This is a genomic window from Halanaerobiales bacterium (genome assembly GCA_035270125.1).
In the GTDB taxonomy this organism is placed as follows: Bacteria; Bacillota; Halanaerobiia; order Halanaerobiales; family DATFIM01; genus DATFIM01.
The window spans coordinates 1-24,032 of sequence record DATFIM010000071.1 but is presented as its reverse complement, the minus strand read 5'-3'; the positions used below and the strand labels follow the sequence as shown (position 1 = coordinate 24,032).

General features: G+C 24.2%; 15 protein-coding genes. 14 read left to right on the top strand and 1 reads right to left on the bottom strand.

Going from position 1 to position 24,032, the window contains the following annotated elements; all coding sequences use genetic code 11:
• The 5 genes from VJ881_03685 to VJ881_03665 all read left to right on the top strand — a co-directional run.
• A partial coding sequence (locus tag VJ881_03685; protein HKL75148.1) for a rhodanese-like domain-containing protein occupies positions 1-811 on the top strand: 811 nt, incomplete at its 5' end.
• 57 nt (positions 812-868) lie between these two features.
• The gene (locus tag VJ881_03680; protein HKL75147.1) at positions 869-1,771 is read left to right on the top strand and encodes a rhodanese-like domain-containing protein; all 903 of its coding nucleotides are present in this window, start codon (positions 869-871) and stop codon (positions 1,769-1,771) included.
• Between the two features lie 282 nt (positions 1,772-2,053).
• Positions 2,054-3,202, top strand: a complete 1,149-nt coding sequence (rpoD, locus tag VJ881_03675) for an RNA polymerase sigma factor RpoD (protein ID HKL75146.1) — start codon at positions 2,054-2,056, stop codon at positions 3,200-3,202.
• Positions 3,203-3,342: 140 nt separating this feature from the next.
• Positions 3,343-4,626, top strand: a complete 1,284-nt coding sequence (locus tag VJ881_03670; protein ID HKL75145.1) for a DNA repair exonuclease — start codon at positions 3,343-3,345, stop codon at positions 4,624-4,626.
• Entirely contained in the window at positions 4,627-7,155 is a 2,529-nt protein-coding gene (locus VJ881_03665) for an AAA family ATPase (GenBank protein ID HKL75144.1), read from the top strand.
• Positions 7,156-7,292: 137 nt separating this feature from the next.
• On the opposite strand, the gene VJ881_03660 is transcribed toward VJ881_03665, so the two are convergent.
• Positions 7,293-8,363, bottom strand: coding sequence for a trypsin-like peptidase domain-containing protein (locus VJ881_03660; protein HKL75143.1), 1,071 nt, complete (start codon positions 8,361-8,363; stop codon positions 7,293-7,295).
• A 66-nt stretch (positions 8,364-8,429) separates the two neighbouring features.
• On the opposite strand from VJ881_03660, the gene VJ881_03655 reads away from it, so the two are divergent.
• The 9 genes from VJ881_03655 to VJ881_03615 all read left to right on the top strand — a co-directional run.
• On the top strand, positions 8,430-10,319 hold the full coding sequence (locus tag VJ881_03655) for a hypothetical protein (GenBank protein ID HKL75142.1): 1,890 nt from the start codon (positions 8,430-8,432) through the stop codon (positions 10,317-10,319).
• 22 nt (positions 10,320-10,341) lie between these two features.
• On the top strand, positions 10,342-10,917 hold the full coding sequence (locus tag VJ881_03650; protein HKL75141.1) for a hypothetical protein: 576 nt from the start codon (positions 10,342-10,344) through the stop codon (positions 10,915-10,917).
• A 24-nt stretch (positions 10,918-10,941) separates the two neighbouring features.
• Positions 10,942-12,321, top strand: a complete 1,380-nt coding sequence (locus tag VJ881_03645; GenBank protein HKL75140.1) for a hypothetical protein — start codon at positions 10,942-10,944, stop codon at positions 12,319-12,321.
• 18 nt (positions 12,322-12,339) lie between these two features.
• Positions 12,340-13,332, top strand: a complete 993-nt coding sequence (locus VJ881_03640) for a MoxR family ATPase (GenBank protein HKL75139.1) — start codon at positions 12,340-12,342, stop codon at positions 13,330-13,332.
• Between the two features lie 11 nt (positions 13,333-13,343).
• Positions 13,344-14,201: a DUF58 domain-containing protein gene (locus VJ881_03635; protein ID HKL75138.1), complete on the top strand. Its 858-nt coding sequence runs from the start codon at positions 13,344-13,346 to the stop codon at positions 14,199-14,201.
• A gap of 18 nt (positions 14,202-14,219) precedes the next feature.
• Positions 14,220-16,046, top strand: a complete 1,827-nt coding sequence (locus VJ881_03630) for a VWA domain-containing protein (GenBank protein HKL75137.1) — start codon at positions 14,220-14,222, stop codon at positions 16,044-16,046.
• Positions 16,046-18,694 carry a VWA domain-containing protein gene (locus tag VJ881_03625; GenBank protein ID HKL75136.1) on the top strand — a complete coding sequence of 883 codons (2,649 nt, stop codon included), beginning with the start codon at positions 16,046-16,048 and terminating at the stop codon, positions 18,692-18,694. Before VJ881_03630 ends, VJ881_03625 begins: the two co-directional genes overlap by 1 nt.
• A gap of 18 nt (positions 18,695-18,712) precedes the next feature.
• The gene (locus tag VJ881_03620; protein HKL75135.1) at positions 18,713-21,367 is read left to right on the top strand and encodes a PD-(D/E)XK nuclease family protein; all 2,655 of its coding nucleotides are present in this window, start codon (positions 18,713-18,715) and stop codon (positions 21,365-21,367) included.
• A partial coding sequence (locus VJ881_03615) for a UvrD-helicase domain-containing protein (protein ID HKL75134.1) occupies positions 21,364-24,032 on the top strand: 2,669 nt, incomplete at its 3' end. The genes VJ881_03620 and VJ881_03615, both read left to right, overlap by 4 nt.

The window sequence follows — 24,032 nt, the reverse complement described above, 5'->3', positions numbered from 1 at the left end:
TACAGCTGAAAAAGCATTAGAGGTAGTAAAAGAAGAAAATACTATACTTGTTGATGCTCAAAGTTCAGGTGATTATAGTAATGGTCACATAAAAGATACAGTAAATATTTCTAGAAGTGATATAACTGTATTAGGGCCATTCCCAAATATGCTTGCCCCAGCAGGCAAAATTGAAGATACTTTAAGTGAAAATGGTATTTCAAATAATATGCGAGTAATTGCTTATGACAGTAACAATAATATGGACGCTGCACGTTTGTGGTGGACAATGAAAGTTTATGGGCATGAAAATGTTCAGGTAGTTAGTGGTGGACTAAAAGCACTACAAAAAGCAGGGGCTGTGACTACCACTGATGAAGAACCTGAGGTAGAAACTACTCAGTTTGAAGCAGATGAAAAGAATACTGATATGATAGCTACTAAAGAAGAAGTATTAGAACAGGTTAATAATCCAAGTGATGATGTTGTTCTCTTAGATGTTAGAACACAGGAGGAATTCACTAGAGGAACTATACCTGATTCTGTTCATATTAACTATGTAAAAAATAATAATCCAGATGGAACTTATAAATCTATAGATGAAATTTTGGAAACTTATCCAGACAATGATGTAAATCCAGATCAAACTGTAATCATGTATTGTAAAACCTCTATAAGAGCTGCTCAGACTTATTTAGCTTTGCATAATGCAGGTTATAGAGACTTAAAAATTTATGATGCCGCCTGGATGCAATGGGGTTCTGATACTTCATTACCTGTAGAAGTTCCTGAAGGATCATCAACTGAAACTAACTTTCAGGATGGTTCATAATTTAATTAAAATTTTAATTTAATATAAATTACACAAAAAAACAAGGAGGAATTTTAAATGAGAAGAAACAAATTAATTTTATTTGCACTTTCATTAGTTCTAATGGTAGGTTTATTGGTATCGAGTCCAGCAATGGCAGTTTCAGATGAGGTAGAAGAAGCAGTTAATGGTTATTTTGCTAATCTCCCTTCTAATAATGCGATGATAGGTCAGGAAACTTTTGTTGAAAAGGTGAAAGCTGGTGAAGATCTATTTATTCTTGATATTAGACAGCCTGATGTATATAAGGAAGGTCATGTTAAAGGAGCTATTAATCTTCCCTGGGGTTCAGGTCAAATAGCAAATAATTTAGATAAACTTCCTGGAGACAAAACTATTTATGTTTATTGTTATACTGGTCAAACTGCAAATCAAATAGTAGGACTTCTTAATTTTGCAGGTTTTGAAGCTGAATCAGTCAAATTTGGTTGGAATCTAGGTATTTCAGAAGTTGATGGTTATAAAGCAGCTGTAGAAACTAAAGCAAATGAGCTTGGTGGGGAAACCTCTTATGAAATTAATTCTGAAATCAAAACTGCTACTGTAGATTACCTAGAAGGTTTAGAAGATGTAAATGGAACAATGTATAAAAACTATAAAATTAGTGAAGATATGCTTAATATGATTTTAGATTCTGAAGATATTGTTATTCTTTCCATCAGACAACCTGATGCTTATGCAGAAGGTCATATTCCAAATGCAATGAATATTGCCTGGGGTTCAGGAATGCAGGAAAACTTTGGTCAGCTTCCAAAAGACAAAAAGATTGTTGTTTACTGTTATACTGGTCAAACAGCAGGACAAACTGTTGCTGGACTAAGAATGTTAGGTTATGATGCTGTATCACTTAATGGTGGTATTGGAATGTCTTCTAATAAACCTTATGGATGGAGAAATAAGGGTTATGAAGTAGTTCAGTAAAGATAAGTTTAAAATATAATAAAACGATTAAGTTAGAATATTTTTAGAGTAGGTGTAAAAGCCTACTCTTTTTTTATGGAAAATTATAATATTAATAATAAATCTCAATAAAAAATTTTGACAAAATCTGCGTTAAATCAAAGCTTATAGTTTATTTTAATATTTCAACAATTAAAAATATAATTTTTTTGCAGGGTTTTGCCGATATATCTATAATAATAATAACATGGAAATAAAATAAAGAGGGGGCGTATTTGCTTGTCTCAAAACAAAGATAAAGCTATGAAAAAAGTAAGTGAACTTGTTCAGAAAGGGAAAGAAAACGGTGAATTAACTTCTGCTGAAATTGATGAAGTTTTAAGTGATTTTGATTTAGATGATGATAATTTAGTTGATGTATATAAAATACTTGATGATGAGGATATAGATATAATTGATGAAGATGAAAAAAATGATTCAAATTCAAATAAATCAACTAGTAAATCTGATAAAAAGAAAAGCAAAAAATCAACTTCCAGTAATAAAAAAGATTCTGAAGATGATGATGAGGATTCAGATGATGATGATGGAAAATTAAAAAACATTAGTATCTCAGCAGAAGGGGCGACAGATGACCCAGTCCGAATGTATTTAAAAGGAATCGGCCAGGTCGATTTACTTGACAAACAGGAAGAAGTAGAATTAGCTAAAAGAATTGAAAAAGGCGATGAAGAAGCTAAAAGTCAATTAGTTGAAGCAAATTTAAGACTGGTTGTAAGTATTGCCAAAAAATATGTTGGTAAAGGTATGTCATTTTTAGATTTAATTCAGGAAGGCAATATGGGCCTTATGAAAGCTGTAGAAAAATTTGATTATACTAAAGGTTATAAGTTTAGTACCTATGCAACCTGGTGGATTAGACAGGCAATAACTAGAGCTATTGCTGATCAAGGTAGAACTATTAGGGTACCAGTTCATATGGTAGAAAAAATTAATAAGTTAATAAAAATTCAAAGACAGCTTTTACAGGAAAAAGGTAGAGAACCTACTCCTGAAGAAATTGCGGAAGAAATGGATATTTCAGCTGATAAAGTTAGTGAAATTAAGAAAATTGCTCAGGAGTCAGTCTCACTTGATACTCCAATTGGTGAGGAAGAAGATAGTAGTCTGGGTGACTTTATTGAAGATACAAAGACTCCAGAACCTTCTTCTACAGTTTCCAAAAATCTGTTAAAAGAGCAACTTGATAGTGTACTTGATACTCTTACAGATCGTGAAAAAAGAATACTTGAACTTAGATTTGGTATTGAAGATGGAAGACCAAGAACTCTTGAAGAAGTCGGGAAAGAATTTGGAGTTACCAGAGAAAGAATTAGACAGATTGAAGCTAAAGCTTTACGTAAGTTAAGACATCCTACTAGAAGTAAGAAGTTAAAAGGATTTGTAAAATAATCTTGACATATTTTGATAGTATTGTGAGAACACTGTTCAGCTAAAGTATGCTGGATAGTGTTCTTTGTTTATTTAATTAAAATTTATAAAGGATTTTCATTTTTAATCTTGAAATTTAAATTAGAATAAGAGGTGATTTTATGGGAATAAAATTTATTCATACAGCTGATTTGCACCTGGGTAGTAATTTACACTTAAAATTTGATCAGGATATTAGTTATAAAAATAAATTTGGAAATCCAGTATTAGATTCATTTAAAAAAATTACCAGAACTGCTATTGAAGAAAATGTTGATTTTATAATTATTTCTGGTGATTTATTTGATTCTGATGAACGTAGTGTAAATGCTTTAAAAGTTTTTAATTCTGAAGCTGAAAAATTAAAAAATGAAGATATACCAATATATTTAATAGCTGGAAATCATGATCCATTAAATAATTTTAATCAAATATTTGAATTGAATTCAAATGTAAAAATATTTACCAGTGAAAATGATGAAATTAAAGAATATAAAAAAAATAATAAGCTTAAGGCAAGATTGATTGGCCAATCATATCGTGGGAATTCTGATTCCAGAAAAATGTATAGTTCTTATAATCCTCCAGATAAAGGTGTTTTTAATATTGCTCTATTACACACCCAGTTAGACCCTAATAATTATAATTATGTTCCCTGTTCAATAGACGAGTTAAAAGAAAATAAAAAAATTGATTATTGGGCATTAGGCCATATACATCAAAATGAAATAATTAATGATAAAAATCCCGTTATTACCTATCCTGGTATTCCCCAGGGGCGAGATTTTGGAGAAAAAGATAAAAAAGGTTTTTATCTGGTAGAATTAACTCAAAATAATGATCCCAAACTGGATTTTATTTATAGTTCTAAATACATATGGAAAGAAGTAGATATTACGATAGATGAAAAAAACCAAATAAAAACAATTGATGAAATATTAGACCATATATTATTAAAAATAAAAGAATTATTTAATCAGGATGATTTTAATTATATTGTTCGTTGGAATTTAGATATTTATAGCAGACACATCTCAAAGATTAAACAAAAAAATGAAGAAATTGAAGATTATATAGTTAATGAATTAAATAGAAAAAACAATAAGCAAAATTTTGTCTGGAGTGAAGATTGTAATCTTAATTTTTATAGAAGGATTCCGGATAAAAGTGAATTAGCAAAAAAAGATAAATTATTTTTTGATATTATAGATTTCAAGGAAAAAATAACTAATGATGAGGATTTACTCCTGGAATTAAAAGAAAAATTAGGTGATATCTGGCAGGGCCAAAGTGATTTAGAAAATATTGATGAATATAGATTTGATTATAACAAAGAAATTGAAGAAATACTTGAAAATGCAGAAAATGAAATTTTAAAAAAATTATGGGAAGAAAGGGGTGAATAGATGTATTTTAAGGAATTTTTTATAAGAGATTTTGGTATTTTTCGTCATCAAAAACTGGAAAATTTAAATAATAATATAAATATAATAGGTGGTCTAAATAGAGCAGGTAAAACTACTTTTCTTGAAATGATACGTTATTTACCTTATGGTTTTCCAAAGAAAAATAATTTTATACCGGCTAATACAAAATATGATGTAGAAGCAGTATTAGAATATGAAAACCAAAATTACAATTTAATAACAAAGGGCTATAGTTCTCCTCTTTTGAAAGCTAAAAATAAAAAAGAGAATAATATAGATATTACAGATATTTTTGGAATTGATAATTTTAGTTATAAACAACTTTATACTATAAGTCTTGATCAATTAAAAAGAATTCCTCCAAATACCTCAAAAAATAAAGAAAAATTACAATCTATACTTTTAGGAGCAGGTTTTGGTGAACTTTTAGAATTACAAGATTTAAAAGAAGATTTTATAAATAAAGCAGAAAAAATTGGAGGTAAAAATGGTACAATAAATGTTAAAGAATTTAAAGAATATTACAAAGAAATAAAAAGAGGTATAAAACTTAGAGATGAAGCAAATAATGAACTGGCTGAATTTAAAAATTTAAAAGAAAAATTAAATAAAAAAAGAACTAAAATCAACAAATTTAAAAAAACTATTAAAGAACTAAGTTTAAAACAGGATAGACTTGATTTGTTAAAAAACAATTTCTCCAGGATGAAAAGAATTGATCAACTCACACAAAATAATAATTATATAGAGTTTAGTAATTTTAATAAGATTAATATAGATTCTATTTATAAAAAATTGACTTCATTAAGTGAAAAATATAAAAACTATAAAGAAAATAAGAAAAATATTTCATTAAAAAAACAGAAGATATTAAATGAATTAAAAAATTTAAATAGAAATTGGGATGATGAAAGTTATCTGTATTATGTATTAAATTTAGATTTTGATTTTATTGAAAATAAAGAAATAGATAATTATATATATAAATTAAAAAATATTAGAAATAATATTGAAAAATTAGAAGAGGAAAAAGAAAATACTGAAATTAGAATATCCAACTTAAAAGAAAAAATTAATGTTATCAGTGAAAATATAAATAATAATTATAATAAAAAATATTTTATTATTTCTATTACAGCAACAATATTAGGTATTATAATGATTATATTTAGTTTAACAATAGCTCTTATAATTTCTTTTTTTGGTATTTCAAGTAGTTATTTTTATAATAAAGAAAAAAGAAATAAAGTTAACTTTTACAAAAGAGAGAAATTAAAACTAGAAAAAGAGTTAAATGAGGTTAAATTAAAATTAGATAAATTACATAATAAAATAAATAAAGAAAGAAATAAAGAAGAAGAGATTACTAATATCTTAAATAAAATAAAAGATAAGTTAGACTTAAAAAAAGATATTAGTATAGAAGTATTACGAGATTATTTCAAAGAAATAAATATTTTTAAAGATAAAATTAATGAATGGGAAATAAGGAAAAATGAAAATGAAAAAAATAAATTTAATTTACAAAAAGAATTTAAAAAAATTAATAGTAAGTTAGGTGGAGTAAATAGTGCGAAAAAAGATGATTTTGAAATAAATGAAGATATAAGCTATTTAATTGGAGAAGTTGAAAAATTAATGGAGTGGAAAAAAATAAAATCGAATGTATTAAGTACTTTAAAAACAGATAGAGCTAAAAATTCTTTTTTAAATTATAATACTTCTATAAAAGAAAATGAAAATAAGTTATGGAATTTGTTTTTTGATTTTTATAATAATTATTTATCCAAAAATGATGTAGAGGAAAGCTATAATGAAAATAAACAAAAATTGAAAAAAACTAAAGAAAAATTAGATGAAGAAAAAAACACAAAGCAAAATATAAAAAATAAAATTGATAGACTGGAAAGTAGTGATAAATTAAAGAGAGCAAGAAAAATAATTTTTAAGAACAGAAAAAAATTAAAAAATAAAGCAAAAGAATATGCTAAAAATTTAACTGCAGGTTTTATTGTAGATAAAGTTTATAACAAGATTTTAAATGAAATGAAAGAAGATATGTTTAATTTAACAAGTGACTATTTAGAAAAAATAACAGGCAATGAATATGTAAAAGTTATGCCAGCTTATGATTTGAAAAAAGTTGATTTTAGAACTATTTTGGATGATGGCACTAGAAATGAATCTACTAAAGTTTTAAGTAGGGGAACCAAAGAACAATTATTTTTAGCGGTCAGATTAAGCAGAATAAAAGCTATGGAAAATAAATTGCCAGTTATTTTTGATGATAGTTTAGTTAATTTTGATTCTTTTCATTTAGAAAATTCTTTAGAGCTAATAACTAAAATTTCTAAAAACAATCAGATATTTATACTCACCTGTCATACTGATATTATTGAAAAATTGAAATCAAATAATGAAAATATTAGTTATTGGAAACTAGAAAAAGGTAAATTTGATAAAACATCACAGGGAAAACTTGTAAAATATTTAAAGCAAAATAAATAAAATTTCAAGGATTGTTTTATAAAGCAGTCCTTGAAATATATGTTTTATTCATAATTAGATTATAAATTTTGCAGGAATATTTGCTTTTATATAGAAATATAAATAAACCATAAACTTTTTGTAAGATATGATTTTATTTATTTTTCAGATATTTTTAAAACAGTTTGTCTTTCTTTTCCCTGATAATTAATAAGAAGAGATATACTTTCACCGATTTTAATAGTTTCAATATATTTAATAAAATCTTCAGGACTGTTTATTTTTTGATTATTAATTTCTAAAATTATGTCACCTTTTTTTACATTTGCTTTTTTGGCCGGACTGTCAGGATGAACATATTCAACATATACTCCTTGACTATTAGTTAAACCATAAGAATCAAAATATTTAATAGGAACTTTTGAAATGCTTAATCCAGTCCAGGGACGAGTTATTCTGCCTTTTTCTATTAATTCATTTTTTATTTTCAGAGCATAATCAATAGGAATTGCAAAACTTATTCCTTGAGCTGAACTAAGTATTGCTGAATTAATAGCTATTACTTCTCCAGCCAGATTTACTAAAGGACCACCACTATTTCCTGGATTTATAGCTGCATCAGTTTGTATAAATTCTTGATAAACTGTATCATTTGTTTCTATCATTCTGTTTTTGGTACTAATTATTCCAGAAGTAACGGTTAATTCACTACCAATATGATATGCAAAAGGACTACCAAAAGCTATAACAAATTCTCCTACTCTAATTTCAGATGGATTTCCAATATCAACGGAGGGTAATAAATAATTTAGTTCTTTTTCTGGAATTTTTAATACAGCTATATCACTATTTTTATCAGAACCTAAAACCTGTATATTTTTTAATAGAGTTTTATCAAATAATTGAATATAAATTTCTTCTCCATCTTCTATTACATGATGATTAGTAAGAACAATACCCTTTTCGTCTATAATAAAACCTGAACCCCAGAAGGTGTTTTTAAAATTGTTTTCCTCTTTTAAAACTTGAATACTAACAACAGAAGGAGTCAATTTATCTACCACATCGGAAATAAGATAACGGTAGTTAGTATTTTTTTGATTTTGTGCTTTAATACTAATCGAAAATATAATTGTATTAATGAATATTATTATTAGAGATAAAAAAATAATAGCTAAAGTAGAATAAACTTTAAATTTTTTGAAATTTAGCATAATTTTGAAATTCATAATTTTCACTCCTTTATTTTATTTTAACATTATAGAAATTAACTTACCAGTAAAAAGGTGATAAAAATGTTAAAAAAATATATAAATATAATTTTAATAGTTTTTTTACTTATTATTTTGGGAACTAATTATGTAATCGCTCAAAATAATGATTTAAAAGTTGAAATAAAAGCTGCTTTTCAAGATGAGAAAGCTGCTGAAGGATGGATGCCTCTTAATTTAATAGTTAGAAATAACAATACAAATTATTTTCATGGTTCTCTGGAATTAATAGTTAAAAAAAGAGATATATTTTCAGATGATCAAAATGAAGAAATAAGAATTTTTGAAAAAGATATTAAATTAGAAGGTAATTCTCAGAAAGATATTAGTTTACCTTTATTATATAAAAGAAATTATTTTGCTAAACCTATAGTTATTTTAAAAAATAAGATTAATGATGAAATCATTATTGAAAAAGCAATTGATATAAAAGTAGATGTAAATTATGGATATAATATTTTAGTTATTAATCAAGCTGGATCAGGATATGATTTTTTAGAGAATCACAATTTAGTAAATGCAAATTCTAATAATATATATTATTCTTCTGCTAATAATATGCCAGAACATTGGTTGGCATATAGAGAAATGGATTTAATAATTTTAGGAGAAGATAATTACAACCAACTTAAATCAAAACAAATTAAAGCTTTGAAAAATTGGTTAAGTATGGATAATACAATATTAATTAGTGGAGAAGGGGATTTTTTTAGTTATCATTCATTACTCATGGAAGAATTATTTCCTTTTACTTTTGTAAAAAAAGAATTGATAGAAATAGATAATTCTTTAGCAAATATTTGGTTATTAAAAAATGAAAATGGTGAAGAAATAATAAATAATGGAGAAATTCCACAAATTCTAAAATATAAGAGATATAAGGGAAATATAATTTTTGCTTCTCTTGAACCTCTTTCAATTAATAAAAAGGAAAAATTTTATTTGCAAATAATTCCTGAAAAAATAGAAAAAGGGCAAGTTGATTATGGTTTTTTAAAAGATTATGAAGAAAATTTTTTAAATGAAATTAATTACCAATATTCATATCTTATTTATTTAATTCCTATATTTATTTTATACTTTATATTTATATTTTTTATTTATCAAAAATTAAATGAAGAAAGTTTTGGAGTGAAAAAGTTTTTATTATTTTTTATTATTTTTATATCTATTTTTAGTACTATTTTTTACTTTTCATTAGGAAAAAATATAATAAAAGAAAATAATATTCTATCTGAAATTGCTATTATAGAAATGAATAAAAACAATAATAGAGTTTTTGTTGAAAGTTATTTAGGATATAAATCACATCCTTTAATGGAAATTGGATTTTTTGTAAAAAATGATAATGCTTTTTTAATTCAAAATAAAAATTTAGATAGTGATGAAGACAAAACTTCTCTTAAATTAAATGAAGAAAATATTATATTTAAAAAATCAGAAAATAATACCTGGCAATCTGGAAATTTAAGATCATATTATTTTAGTGAATTTGCTTTGAGTCATGAACTATTTAAGAAAAATTCCAGATTGAATTTAAAGTTAGAAAATGAATCTAATATAAATATAAAACATATATATATATATTATGATAAACAATGGTATGATATTGATGGTTTAAATACAGGTGAAAAGGCTGAAATTGAATTATATTATAAAGATAATATTTTTCGTGGAAATCGATATAGAGTCTATAATGATGTAATTAATATGAATGGCTATCTTACAGAAGATATAATAAATAAAGTAGTAGATGAAGTTATTAGTTATAGAATAGATATTCAGGATAAAGTTTTTATTTTTGGTTTATTAGAAGGTAATGAATTAAAAGGAAGTGTTAATTTTATAGAAAATGGTAAAAAATTATTTAGTGGTATATTTTATTTACCTTTAGACCTCAAAAATATTAGATAATATATAAGAAGAGGTGTTATAAATGATTCTTAATACTTTAGTAGTATTCACTTCTGAAATAAAAATTTATATAAATAATAAAAAATTTAAATGGTTAAATCTAATTTTGATTATTTTAGCTTCTTTTTTAGTTATTTTTTCGTTACCTTATAGTGAAATAATAAAAACTAAAAATCCACTAAATGGAATTATATTTACAAATTTTCTTATTGTTATTTTTTCCTATTATAATTTGAAGTCAATTAATGGAGGTATAAAAATTCAAAATTCTATGACAGGTTTTGAATGGAAAAAAAATAAAGGTTATAGTTTTTGGACAATTTATTCTGGGATTTTTTTAAGTAGATTATTATTTAATCTGATTTTTTTAATCTCCACTTTTCCTATAGCAATTTTAGTTATATCTCTTGGAGGTATAACTTTCAATGTATTTTTTAAATTTTATATTTTTTTATTTTTAATTGCCATTATATTTTCAGCAATTGGAATATTAATAAGAGACCTTTTCCCAAAAATGAGAGGAATTATTACAACATATATTTATCTATTATTTTTACTTTTGTTTGTATTTACCACTTTTTTTGAAAAATTTTATTGATTTTAGATTTAGGAGAGATAAATTATGAAAGATAAAAATTATATATTGAGAAAAATAAAAAAATTCAAAAGAGATTATCAAAAATATAAATATATAAAAGGAATCTTAAAAGGAGTTATTTTTTCTTTGTTTTTAATAACAATATATTTTCTATTAATTATAACAGGGGTATTAATCTATAAAGAAGGAATTTTAATGTCTATATTTATCGCTCCAGTTATATTATTTTTTGTAATTTCTTTTTTTAAAAAGAAAACAGAAAGAGAAATTATTAAAAAAGCAGATGAAAGACTTGAACTTGAGCAACGACTTATAACTTATTATGATTATCAAAACGAAGAGAATAAAAACCCATTTTATTCTTCACTGGAAAATGAATTAGCTACATTGTTAAAAAAAATACCTGGCCAGGCTATTTTTAAATTAAAATGGCAGAAGTATATACAGCTTACAGCAATATTATTGGGTATAATTATTTTTTTAAATTCGTATTTTACAATTAATTCTGATTCAGATTTGAATTACAATTCAACTGATGATATTTTCCAGCAAGAAGAAAATACAGAAAATTATCAGGATATAGAAAAAATTGAATTTATAAATCCATTAGAATCAAATATAAATAATGAAATTGGAGAGGAAATATCTACAATCGAAAATGATGAAATAAATAAAATTGATGAAAAAAAATTGAACAATGACCTGGAAGAAAACTTTGAAAAACCTGATATTGATAAAAATCAAGAAGGGGAATTAGCAGAATTAGAAAAAAGATTGGAAAAGATTGAAGAAGAAAAACAAAAAAAAGATAGTGAAATAAACATAGATGGAAAAAAAGATGGAGAAGATCAGGAACAGGATAGCTCTTATCTATGGAAAAATCAGAATAAAGATGGATTAGTGGAAAATGAGAAAAATATTTATAAACCTGGAGATAAAGAAAGTGAAAATGGTGATAAAGGAAATGAAGGACCAGGAGCAGAAGGTTCTGAAAAAGCTAAAGAAGAAGGTAAAGAATACCAGGCCATTGGTGAAAATGAAGATTCTCTTTCAGATACAAAAAATTTAAAAGGGGATGGTTCAGGAAACTCTGGTCAGGGAGATGGTGACAAAAAAGGGGTAGGTGCTGGAGAAAATGAAGGTCTTATAAGTAATAAAGATGATTTTTCAAAAAAATTAAATTTAGAAGAAAGTGAAAGACTGAAATCACAAATTTCCAGTAATAATTATTTAAACACATATTTGCAAGAAAAATATAGAAGTCAAAACAAAAATGAAGGAGATAACATCCTGGATAGTTATATTAATCATAGAAATTTTTTATTGGATTCTATCAGAGATGAAAATATTCCATTTGCTTATAAAGAAATGATTAAAGATTATTTTATTATAATAAAAGATTAAATTTGGAGGGTGATAGAGTTGATAGACTTAGAAAAAGAAATGATTGATGATAAACAACAAATGATAAATGAATTGAAAAAAGAAATAAAAAAAGTAATTGTTGGTCAGGATAAAGTAATTGAAAATATTCTTATTGCAATTTTTAGTGATGGGAATGTACTATTAGAAGGTGTACCAGGGTTGGGCAAAACAAAATTGGTACAATCCCTGGGAAAAATATTTGATTTAGATTATTCTAGAATTCAATTTACTCCTGACTTAATGCCTGCTGATATTATTGGAACTAATATATTAATTGAAGGTGAAAAAAACAATAGATTTTTTGAGTTTAGAGAAGGGCCTTTATTTGCTCAATTGATTTTGGCAGACGAAATAAATAGAGCTACTCCAAAGACACAATCTGCTTTACTTGAAGCTATGCAGGAAAAACGCATAACAGCTGGAGGTAAAACTAGAAATTTAAAGAGACCATTTTTTGTTCTTGCTACTCAGAATCCACTTGAAATGGAAGGAACCTATCCTCTTCCTGAAGCTCAGGTTGACAGATTTTTCTTTAAAATAAAGGTTGATTATCCAAGTGAAGAAGAGTTAATAGAAATTGTAGAAATGACAACGTTGGGTGAAGAAAATGAATTAAATAAAATTATAGATAGTAAAAATTTATTGGAATTACAAAAATTGATCAAAAAAATGCCCTGTTCCAAAGAAGTAATAAAATATGCAGTGAATTTTGTTCTTTCTACTCAACCAGGAAGAAAAAATAATAGACTTCCTGATAGTGTGAAGAAATACCTTAGATATGGGTCAAGTCCAAGAGGAGCTCAAACTCTTATACTTGCTGCAAAGGCCAGAGCATTTCTTTATGGAAGGTATAATGTAAGTATTAAAGATATAAATAATGTTAGTAAAGCTGCTTTGCGTCATCGCTTATTATTAAATTTTGAAGGAGAAGCAGCTGAAATAAAAACAGATGATATAATAGATAATGTAATAAATTTTCTCAATGAGTAGAGGTGATAAATATGCTTTTTGATGATCAATTTTTGTCTATATTAGATAAATTAGAAATTTTACTTAAAACTTCAAGTAATAGTAATTTAAGTGGAGAAAAATTAAGTCAAAAAAAGGGTGTAGGTCTTGATTTTAAAGATTATCGTCAATATCAAAGTGGAGATGATTATAGATATATAGATTGGAATCTTTATTCCCGCTTAGAACAGTTATTTTTAAAAGAATTTGTAGCTGAAAGAGGGATAAATGTTCATTTTCTTATTGATAAAAGCAAATCAATGATTCATTCAGATTCTAAAAAGTTTAATTTAGCTAAAAAAATTACAGCAGCCCTTTCATATATTAGTCTTAGCCATTTTGATGAAGTAGAAGCAATATTTTTTGCAGATGATTTAATGGAATCTACTGGAAAAATGCGGGGAAAAACAAAAATAAAATATTTATTTAATTTTTTAGAGAAAGTAAGAAGTGAAGGCAAAACAGATATAAAGAAAATTGCTAATATATTTATAAAAAAAGAAAAAAGAGCAGGATTAATATTTATAATATCGGATTTTTTAGATGATGATTTTCTGGAAGCAATTAAAATAATAAAAAGTAGAGGATGGAAAGTCTTTCTTTTAAATATTAATAATAAAGAAGTAATACCAGAGCAGGGACAATTTGTTCTAAAAGATATAGAAACTAATAAAACAAGAGATATTATAATAGATGAAGACACAATACAAGAATATAACTTAATTAAACATGATTTTTATAAACAAATTGAAAATTATGCAAAGAGATATCAAATAAATTATTTGAATATAAATTTAGAGGAGAATATAATGGATATTTTACTTTCGATTTTAAGATATAGAATTCAGTAAAAAGTAAGGATGATTAAATTGGAAATATTAAACCCTATTGCCTTTAGTTTTATATTTGCTCCTATCTTATTAATATTATTTTATTTTTTACAGGGAGGGAAGGAAAAAAGAAAAGTTTCTTCTCTGCTTTTTTGGAATAGTTTAGAAACTGATAGTAGATCTTTTAGTATTAAATTTCAATTTGAAAGAGACCTTTTGTTTTATTTACAATTATTTATTATTTTACTATTAATTTTTGCTTTATTAAGACCTGTTTTGACTAAAAATGTTAAAGAAGTTGAAAGATTAATATTTATTATTGATAGATCAGCCAGTCTTCAAAGTACTGATCTTGAAAATGATAGATTCAGTAATTTAAAAAAAGATATTTTAAAACAAATAAATAATTTATCTACGAATACTAAAATTTCTTTAATTGAAGCAGATAGTAGTCCGGAAGTAATATATAATTTTAGTGAAAATAATAATGAGATAATTAATTATATAAATAATATGGAATCAAGTACAGAACCTTTAGATGTTGAAAGAACTTTTCAATTAATAAAAATGCTAAATAATAATAATGAAGAAATTTATTTTTATAGTGATGGAGCTTTCAATTTAGAGGAAGAAGAATATATAAATATTGTTAATCAAGCTAATTTTAATTTTATCAAATTTGGAAATAATGTTGACAATATTGGTATTACTAATTTTTCTATTCAAGAAAAGAGGGGTTTAGCTGGTCAATATAGCACTTTTTTAGAGATTTCTAATTTTAGTGACGAAAATAAGGAAGTTGAATTAGAAGTAAAAAAAGAAAGAATGATTATATTAAAAGATCGTTTTATAATAAATAGTGGAGATAAATTTAGAAAAGAATATGAACTAAGATCAGAAGAAAAAAATTTGTTTCAGATTACTTTAAATAATAAAGATCAATTTATGGTTGATAATCAAATCAAATTTCATCTTGGAGATGAAGATAATGATAGATTTTTGGTTGCATTTATTGGTAAAGAAAATTATTTTTTGGAAAGAGTGTTTTTAGTAATTCCTGGGGTAAGATTTGTTAAAGTTAATAATTTATCTGATGATTATTATGATCTTTATATTTTTAATGAAGTTAATCCACCAGAAAATTTCAAACAAAATTCAATTATTATTAAGTCTGATAATGAGAGTAATGATAATCAGGTTATAGATATAATGAATTGGGAAAAAGATCATCCAATATTTAGATTTGTAAACTTTGCTGAACTACAAATTAAAAATCCAAATTATGATTTTATTTCACCAGGCAGTAAAATAGTATTAAAAAGTGAAAAGGGTCCCTTGATGTCTTTAGTAGATGAAGAAAATTACAAAAAATTAGAGATAGCTTTTAGTTTAAATAATTCTAACTTATTATTACAGAGTTCTTTTCCAATTTTTATGGCAAATTTAATTAAATGGATACGACCTGATTTTATGAATTCTAATTATACAAAAATTAAAACTGGGGAAGTATTTAAATATATTCCTTTTGAAAACAAATTAATTAGTAAAGTCATTGATCCCAATGGTAATAATATTGATTATGAGAAATTTAATCAATATTATTATATTAGAAATACAGAAACTGAAGGAATTTATGAAATTGAATTAGATAATGGTTCAAAAGATTTTTTTTCAGCTAATCTGCTTTCTGATAAAGAATCAAAATTAAATAGTAGTTTAAGCAAAGAAGCAAATAATAATGAAAATAATGAAAATCAAAGAGATAATATAGTAAGTTATATTAATTTATGGCCTTATCTTCTATTAATTGCGTTAGTTTTACTTTTTATAGAGTGGATTATAGGGGTTAAAAGGGGGAGTAATTAATGATTGAAATGATTGAATTCAATGCCTCAAATTATTTATATTTACTAATACTACTTCCCATAATACCATTAATTTATTTGAAATTCAGAGAAGAACGTCAGTCAATATTATCAAAAAAGAAAATAGCAATAATGATTTTACGTATTTTTTTAGTATTATTTTTAATTTTAGCTTTATCCCAGCCTATTATAAATACTTATACCAGAAAACAGAGTGTTGTTTTTTTAGCTGATAGATCAATTAGTATGAGAAAATATAATGTAGATAATTTAGAATTTATTAAAAACTCATTACTGAAAAAAAAGGAAGAAGATAAGTATGGAGTAATTTCATTTGCAGAAGAACAAAAAATGGAGAAAAATTTTGTTGATGAAGATGATTTTAATTCTTTTCAAACCCAACTAAATAGTAATTTTACCAATATTGAATCTGTTTTAAAAAAGGCTTTAAGTTTATTATCTTCAGAAAAAAAGTCAAAAGTAATTCTATTAAGTGATGGCGAAGAAAATATAGGTGAGGCTGAATCAATTATAAATGACTATCAACAAAATGATATTTCAATATATACTTATAATATAGAAAGAAAAGATACTCCGGAAGTTTATGTTGAAAATTTAATTCTTCCTAAAAAAATAAATCCTGATACAAGTTTTGAGTTGAAAGCTTATATAAATAGTAATATAAACCAAGCTGGTATCTTAAGAATTTATCATAATGACAATTTGATTTATGAAAAAAACAAAGAATTAAAAAAGGGAAATAATAAATATAGCTTTACACTTAACTTTTCTCAGGGCGGATATCATAATCTACGGGTTGAGTTAGAAGCAGATAAAGACTTTTATAAGATGAATAATATTTTAGAGGAATTTATCTTTGTAAGAGGAGAAAGTAATATATTACTTTTAAATAATGAAAGAGAAACTCATAATAAATTCATTAATTCATTAAATCAAAATGATTTTAATATTGATCAAATCGAATCACGTTTTTTTTCATATAATTTAAATGAACTGGAAAAATATGATGCAGTAATTATGGAAAATGTTTCTGCAGAAAATCTTAATTTAAGACAAATGAAAAATTTAATTTCTTATGTTAGTGATAGTGGAGGAGGATTATTATTTCTTGGAGGAGATAATAGTTATGGAGCAGGTAATTATGCAAATAGTCCTTTAGAGACAATTTCTCCTTTGAGCTCTGAAGTTAAAAGTGAAGTTTATTTTCCCAGTATTTCAATTGTAATAGCTCTTGATAAATCAGATAGCATGAAAGAAATTCAAAATCCTGCCGGAAACTTAACAAAACTTGATCTGGCTAAAGAAGCTACAATTGGAGTTATTGACTTTTTAGTTAAAGATGAAAAATTAGGAGTTGTTGGATTTGATAATTCAGCAACTGTTTTATCACCTTTAGAAAAAATTAATGATAAATATTTACTATTTGAAAGATTTTCCAGGATTAAAGCTAATGGTGGAACCAATATTTACAATGGACTTCAAGAATCTTATGATTTGCTTTTAAATGATGATAGTTCTATTAAACATATTATTTTAATTTCTGATGGGAAGACTACCTCAGCTGATTTTGATATTATGTTAAATAAAATAAACGAAAATAAAATCACTTTAACCACAGTTGCAGTTGGAAAAGAAGCAGATGAAATTTTGATGAAAGAACTAGCTGAAAAAGGTAAGGGTAAATATTATTATGCTGATACAGTAAATTCATTACCTGGAATTTTTGCTGCTGAAGCTAAAAGAATTACTAATCCAGCAATCATTAATAAAGAGACACAAGTTAAAGCAAACCCTAATTTAAATGAAATAACTACAATTAATATAAATAATATTCCATCTATTAATAAATATAATGCTACTTCTCAACAAAAAACAGCGGATGTATTAATGGTAAGTGAAGATGAATTTCCTCTTTTAGCAATCTGGAGATATGGATTGGGGAGAGTAGCTGCCTTTAGTGGAGATAGTGGTCAGGAGTTTAGTGAAAAATGGTTGGGTTGGTCAGAATATGACAAGTTTTGGTCTGATATGTTAAAATGGATAAAAAGACCTTCAGAAAGCAATTTTATTTCTCCTCAGATAATAAAAAAAGAAAATAAATTATTATTTCAAGTAAATGCTATTAATAATCAAGGAGAATATATTAATTATCTTGAAATGAATGGAATAATAAATGGCCCTGGTGATTATAATAATAATTTTAAGTTAGAACAAACTGGATCTGGACTTTATGAAAAAGAGATTGCAATACCTGGACCAGGAAGTTATTTAATTAATTTTTATTTTGAAGATAATAATGGACAATTACAACAAAAAACTGAAGCATATGTTTTAAGTTATTCACCAGAATATCTTCCTGTTAGTGGAGAAAAGACTATAGAAAGTTTAGTAAAAGAAACTGGAGGTAGTTTTTTGGAAAGTCCTGAAGATATTTTTGCTAATCGTCCATTAGTTATTAGTGGTCAAAAGAGTATCTGGCCTTATTTAGTTATAATTGCTTTAATATTGTTTTTACTAGAAATTGCTTTAAGAATTATTAGTTTTGATTTATTAAAAAGATTAATTTTAAGTTATATAAATCGTGTAAAATATTTTATAAATAGAATTCGAGAAGAAAGTGAATTTTAAAATTTTTGGGAGGATTTTATGAAAATAAATTATTATGATTACAGCTGCCCATTTTTAGAAAAAATTACTGATAAAGAAAAAGCAAGTATTTATGTTTTTTCAAATTTTGAAAGTAAACTTAAAAGTGAAAAAAAACAAAATAATAATTTTTTGGAAAAAAGCAATATGTTTTTTAGTATAAAAGAATTTAAAAATAAAGTAGCAACAACTCAAAAAATAATCATACGTGAAGAAAAACTAACTTCAATTTTTTATAAATTATTAACTGATAGAGAAAAAAAGGTTTTACAGGTAAATAATTATTTTGATGTAATTGAAATTTCAAGTAAATTCTATAATTTTTTTAGTGAAATTAAATCCTATCATCCAGATAAAAATTTATCTGATTTAAGAAAACTTATAAATAAAAATGTTGATTTAAAAAAATGGCAAATAGAAAAAATTGATATTTTTTTTGATATAAGAGATAGGTATAATAATTATATGGAGGAAAAAGGATTTGTTGATCAAAATACTGTATTTAACAAAGAAAATTTTACTGATTTTTTTATAAGTGATTATTCAAATATTGTTTTTATTAATAAGTTTAATTTTACTACTAAAGAAAAAGAATTAATTAATTTTCTGGAAGATAAGAAATATTCGGTGGAATTAAATTTACAGGTAAATAAAGATGATTTTTCTGAAAAAGAATTACAATTAAAGAATGTAACCCTTCCAGAAAAGATTAAAACAGATCTTAAACTTTTTAGTGTTAAAGAAGAGTTATTACAATTAATAAATACTATTTTAAAATTTAATAAAGATAATTATAAAGAAAAGATTGATATTTTTGATTGTGATTTTGACTCTAAAAATTATAATAAATATCTAAATAAAAAATTAATTGAAGTTGATAAAAATAGATCTTTTACAGAAACAAAAATTTATCGATATTTAGAATATTTAAGAAATTTATTAAATACAGCTGATAGAAATAAAGGTAGTTTACATCTGGAAGTAGGGGAAGTATTAAAAGCTATTAATAGTGAATTTTTTAGTAACTATTATGAAATATCTAAATCAGACAAAGATAAATTAATTTTTTTAAAGAATAATAATTATGTGTATTTAACTGAAAATTTGCTTAAAAAAGAAGGTTTAGTTTCAGGTATAAAAATATTTGATGATATTAAAAATATGGAAAATATAAGCTCATTTGATGAGTTTATTTGTTTTTTGGATAATATAAATTTAAAAAAATTAAATGATGAATTTATTAAAAACAATTATGAAGTATTTTATTCTGCAATTCATGAAATAAAAGCTCTTTCAAGAATGAATATTATTGATAACTGGAAAAATTATTTTAATAATTTGGGAAAAGGATTTTTTAAATTTTTCTTAAATTATCTTAGATATAAAGAAGTGAAGGAATTTGATAAAAAAAATAAAACATTATTCAAAATAAGTTCTTTTGAAACAGCACCAGAATTAAGTAGAGAAAACTTATCTATTCTTAATGCTTCATCAGATAATTTAGGCCAAAAAGAAAATGATTTTATACTTACAGAAAAACAAAAAGAAAATTTAGGATTAAATATATTTGAATATAAAAATATCTTAGAAAAATACTATTTTATGAGACATATATTTAGTAGTAAAAGAGCTTATGTTTTTAGTATAAATAATTTAGAAGAAAATATATCTGAAAGTGCCTATATGGAAGAATTGGCTATGAAATATAATTTGGAAATAAAAGAAACAGAGTTTAATAATGAAAATTTTAGTAAAATTATTGGTCAAATTTTTAAAAATAATTCTGAAAGTCTGTATCAATTTGCAGAAAGGAATATTCCAGCAGATTTTAAAGATGAAAATTTACCTATGGAAAAAACTGATTTTTCAGAGTTATCCTCTCTTAGTTATTATCGTTTAAAAAGAATTAAGGACTGTCAATACAGGTATTTTTTAGAACATATAATTGGCTTAGAAAAAACTGATTTTACTGTTGAAAAACAACTAAATGTTATGATTTTTGGTAGTCTGGTTCATGAAATCTTTGCAAAAATCAATAAAAATTTTAAGAATAATTTTGAATTATATAATAAAAATATAGATAATATTACAGAAGAAATTTTGGACAAATATGATTTAAAGATAAATAATTATTTTGAAAAATATTATAATAATGTTTTGTTTGAAAAAGTTAAAGAATCAGCTCATTTTTTCTTAAAAGAAATTAAAAAAATGACTAATAATAAAATTGAAGATATTTTTGTTGAATTGGGGAATAGAGAATGGATAAAAAAATCGGATTTAGTAAATGAATTGAATATTATTTATGAGAATGAATTTAGTAAATTTTATTTAAATGGTAGAGTTGATCTTTTAGTAAAAAATGAATCTAATAATATAATAATCGATTTCAAAACAGGTGGAAGTGAAACTGAACAGCTTGATTTTTATGAATTGATGCTTTTTCCTGAAAATATAACAAAAGAGATAAAAAAGATGATTTATAATGTAATGGAAGAAAAATTCAATAATAGTTTCAAAAATAAAAATAAATTTAAAGCAGATATTAAAGAAGAGTTAGAAAAATTTATGGAAGAGAAAAATTATAGTCGAATATATAAATCAAGATGTAATAATTGTCCTTATTATGATATTTGTCGGGTGGTGTTAAAATGATAAAGACTCTTAAAGCCAGTGCAGGAACTGGAAAAACTTATAGATTATCATTAGAATATGTATATTCTCTTTTAAGAGGTGAAAATTTTGAAGAAATTGTTGTCATGACTTTTACCAGAAAAGCTACAGCAGAAATTAAAGAAAGAATTTTTGAACATTTAGAATCACTTATAAAAGAAAAAAGAAAAAGTGAAGTTTATAAAAATCTAAAAAATATATATCCTGATATCGAATTAAATATAGAAGAATTAAATAACATATATAAAAGGATGATTATAAATAAAGACCAAATAAATATATATACTATAGATAGTTTTATAAACCAAATTTTTAAAAAAGCAGTAGCTCCTTATTTAGGAATTTATAATTATGAGATCATTGAAGATAATGAAAATGATGAAATCATTGAAATGGTTTTTAAAAGAATAATTGATAATAAAGATGATTATAATCAAATGGAAAGATTTTTAAATGCTACTGTTGATAGAAAAATAGATAAATATCTTTCGCTTATAAAAAATATAATTAATGAAAGATGGAAATTGATTTTATTAGACAATGAAAAAAGAGACAAAATGGAATATAAAAGTCCAGTAAGGCTATTGGATGAAACAATACATTATTTAAGAAAAATTGCAGAAGAAAAAGAAAGAGATTTAAATGAATTATTAATTAAAGACTATAAAGATTTTATACCGGATTATATAAATACTAAAGATAAAGAAAATAAATTAACTAAAATAATAAAAAATAAAGATTTATTTTTAAACAAATCTTTCTGGCATGGGAATAAAGTCAAAGGGAAAGCTGTAAAAGAAAGCAGATTTATGATGAATAAAAATTATGAGATATTTAAAAATAATTTAGCAGCTTATATATTTAATAAAGAGATAATACCTTATGAAAGAGATATATTTGATTTTTATCAAAGGATTTTTGAAATTTATGATGAAATTAAGTTTAAAGAAAAGAAATTTACCCATACTGATATTAGTAATTATAGTTATAAATATTTTAAAAATAGTGATTTATCTCTAATTAAAGATGAAAGTGATTTATCAGTAGATAAGGTAAGTAGTTATTTTTATGAACTCTTAGGTAATGAAGTGAAAAATTTATTTATCGATGAATTTCAGGATACCAGTGTTCTCCAGTGGAAAATTTTGTTACCACTTATTCAAGATACTAAAAATTTAATTACAGTTGGTGATGAAAAACAGTCTATTTATGGCTGGAGGGGTGGAGAGAAGGAACTCTTTGCCAATCTTGAAGAGATTATTGGGGGAAAGACAGAATCTTTAAATATATGTTACAGAAGCCATAAAGAGGTTTTAAACTTTGTTAATGAATTTTTTCTAAATATAGAAAAAGATTGGGAATATAATAGAGTTGATTATTTAAAAGAAAAAAATTCAGGTTATGTTGAAGTTTTACTCGGGGGAGATAAATGTAAAAAGAATACTAATACTAAAACTTTTGAAAGAATGAGTGAAGAAAAACAAATGAAGTACAAAGAAATGAATAAAAATATAAAATCAAATCTTAAAGAAAAAATTTCCGAAAAAATAAGCAAAAAATTAAACGATGGGCAGGAAATAGGAATATTAGCAAGAACTTCTAAGGATTTAAATGAAATTGCCTATGAACTTGATAAAAAGAATATCTCATATATTTATGAAAATAAAAATAGTATAATAGAACATAGAGCTTTAAAAGGACTTTATTATCTTCTTCTTTATCTTAATTATGGTGACTATTTTAATTTAATAAGATTTTTAAGAAGTGATATTATTGGTATTAATAGTCATGAAATGAAGATGATTTTGCAAAATAAAAATTTAATTGAAGAATATTTAGAAAAAAAAGAAAAAGAATTTGATTTTGATCCAGAATTAGCTGATTATTTAAAAGTTGATAGAAAAAATAAAAAAAGTTTAAATTTTACTTATCTGGAAAAAATTATTGAAAAAGTTATAAATTTAAAAGATATGAGTTATAGTTTATTATCAAAAAAAATATTTGAAATTTTAGATTTTGTGGAAATTTATAAAGATAATAATGATATTTCTAAAAATATATATAAATTCTATTCTTTAATGAATAAATATAGCTCTTTGGAAGAATTTATTGATTTTATTGAGGAGAATAAAGATAGTGATACTTTAAATCAGGTTGAAGTAAAAGAAAATAATTCAGTAAAACTAATGACTATTCACAAAGCGAAAGGGCTTTCATTTGATACTGTTTTTTATTACTGGTCTCCTGGAGGTAACAGAGGAGGTAATGCTGGTAACTTAAATCTTTATGTTGATTTTGATGATAAATATGAGAAAATTAAAGATTATTTATTAACAAATAGTAATTATAAAAAATACTTTGAATATCTAAACTTTGATTTTGCAGAAAAAGAAGAGCAAAAATCCCTTATGGAAGAAATTAATAATCTATATGTTGCTTTAACAAGGGCTAAAAATAATTTATTTTTATATATAGAAGGTCCTAGAGGTTTAAAGGTCAATTCAAATAGTTTAATTTGGGCTGATAATGATAATTATGGTTTTTATGAAAAGGCTTTACTAAAAGCAACTAAATCACATTCTCTAAATGATTTAATATATGGTAAAAAATTTGGTCAACTAACATTTGATGAAAAAGTCAAAAATCA

What these genes read in the sequence shown, in the direction of transcription:
- VJ881_03680 (HKL75147.1), top strand. Translation starts at nt 869, where the DNA reads ATGAGAAGAAACAAATTAATTTTATTTGCACTTTCATTAGTTCTAATG.
- rpoD (HKL75146.1), top strand. Translation starts at nt 2,054, where the DNA reads ATGAAAAAAGTAAGTGAACTTGTTCAGAAAGGGAAAGAAAACGGTGAA.
- VJ881_03670 (HKL75145.1), top strand. Translation starts at nt 3,343, where the DNA reads ATGGGAATAAAATTTATTCATACAGCTGATTTGCACCTGGGTAGTAAT.
- VJ881_03665 (HKL75144.1), top strand. Translation starts at nt 4,627, where the DNA reads ATGTATTTTAAGGAATTTTTTATAAGAGATTTTGGTATTTTTCGTCAT.
- VJ881_03660 (HKL75143.1), bottom strand. Translation starts at nt 8,363, where the DNA reads ATGAATTTCAAAATTATGCTAAATTTCAAAAAATTTAAAGTTTATTCT.
- VJ881_03655 (HKL75142.1), top strand. Translation starts at nt 8,430, where the DNA reads ATGTTAAAAAAATATATAAATATAATTTTAATAGTTTTTTTACTTATT.
- VJ881_03650 (HKL75141.1), top strand. Translation starts at nt 10,342, where the DNA reads ATGATTCTTAATACTTTAGTAGTATTCACTTCTGAAATAAAAATTTAT.
- VJ881_03645 (HKL75140.1), top strand. Translation starts at nt 10,942, where the DNA reads ATGAAAGATAAAAATTATATATTGAGAAAAATAAAAAAATTCAAAAGA.
- VJ881_03635 (HKL75138.1), top strand. Translation starts at nt 13,344, where the DNA reads ATGCTTTTTGATGATCAATTTTTGTCTATATTAGATAAATTAGAAATT.
- VJ881_03625 (HKL75136.1), top strand. Translation starts at nt 16,046, where the DNA reads ATGATTGAAATGATTGAATTCAATGCCTCAAATTATTTATATTTACTA.
- VJ881_03620 (HKL75135.1), top strand. Translation starts at nt 18,713, where the DNA reads ATGAAAATAAATTATTATGATTACAGCTGCCCATTTTTAGAAAAAATT.